The organism is Acidovorax sp. HMWF029 (genome assembly GCF_003060895.1).
Lineage (GTDB): Bacteria > Pseudomonadota > Gammaproteobacteria > Burkholderiales > Burkholderiaceae_C > Acidovorax.
On sequence record NZ_QAIH01000118.1, the window covers coordinates 1 to 1189 of the forward strand.

A 1189-nucleotide genomic window follows, 5' to 3' on the forward strand; every position below is an offset into this window, starting at 1 on the left:
CCACACCACGGGGCCCAGGGTGTAGAGCGACAGCACAAACACACCCAGCGCTGCGGGCCCACCCACGGCGCGTGCGGGCAGCAGCACCGCTGCCACCGCCAGCAGCGCGGCAAGCACCGACACCAGGCGCACGGCCAGCCAGCTGCCCACGCGGCGGCTGGGCTTGAAGTAGCGGCTCTCAAGCCACAGCAGGGCCACCACCACGGCCAGCAGCCCGGCGGCCATGCGCCACCAGGCCTGCTGCTCGGCGGCGGGCATGCGGGCGAAGGTGTCCAGCATCTGGGGCAGGTCCATCGGCAGTTCCTTTTAATGCGGGTGGTGGGTGGGCTTGGGCTCTAGGGATGTCCTGCATAACTCCCTGCGGTCGGTGATAGCGCGGCCTCGGGCAGTCCGCTGCGTTGCTTTTCTTGCCAATAGCCCAGCTATTGGCTGCAAAAAGACGCCTTGCGGCCTGTCCCGATCCGCACTACCACCGACTCGCGAGGGTTATGCAGGACATCCCTAGCGCTTTATTGCTTCAATTTTTATAGCTATCAGTGCTTACCCATCAGGCGGCAGCGGCCAATTTGATGCATATTTTTCTGGTGATCTGCAACCGTTCACGCTGAGCTTGTCGAAGCGCTGCGCGAGGCTTCGACGGGCTCAGCCCGAACGGACTTTTCAGGTTCCAACGCACCCGATGCTGATCCATTCACAAGGCGTCAGCACGGGCTGACTGTCGCACTGCCTCACTGCCTTACCGTGCCCCGCACACAAACTCCACCGCCGCGCACACCGCTGCCACCTGCGCGGCGATGCACTGCTCGGGTGTGGCACGGGGGCTGTCGGGGTAGACCTCGGTGGTGGTGGTGTAGCGCGCGCCGCTCACGCTGGCGCACAGGCCCCAGGCCTTGAGTTGGTAGCGGATCACGCCGGGCGCCACCACGGGCGATCCGATGATTTCGTTCTTGTCGTCCGCAGGCGCGATGTGCGTGACGCGGCCCACGGCCTCGATGATGGCTTGCTGGAAGGCGGGCTGCGGGTTCTCGGTGTCGTCCACCAGGTAGAAGCCGTCGGGGATGCTGCCGGGCTCGAACACCTTGCCGTCGCGCGCGGCCACGGCGGGGCGGTATTCGGATTCGTCGGTGTCGGTGGTTTCGTGCAGGTCGATGTGGGCGGCAAGCTGGCCGTATTGGGCCTGGTGCTGTGC

General features: G+C 65.6%; 2 pseudogenes. Both read right to left on the minus strand.

The annotated features are described in order from the left end of the window. Positions 1–294 (minus strand): annotated as a pseudogene (locus DBR12_RS08175) (hypothetical protein); the annotation flags it as partial. A 442-nt stretch (positions 295–736) separates the two neighbouring features. After that, positions 737–1189 (minus strand): annotated as a pseudogene (locus DBR12_RS08180) (peptidase); the annotation flags it as partial.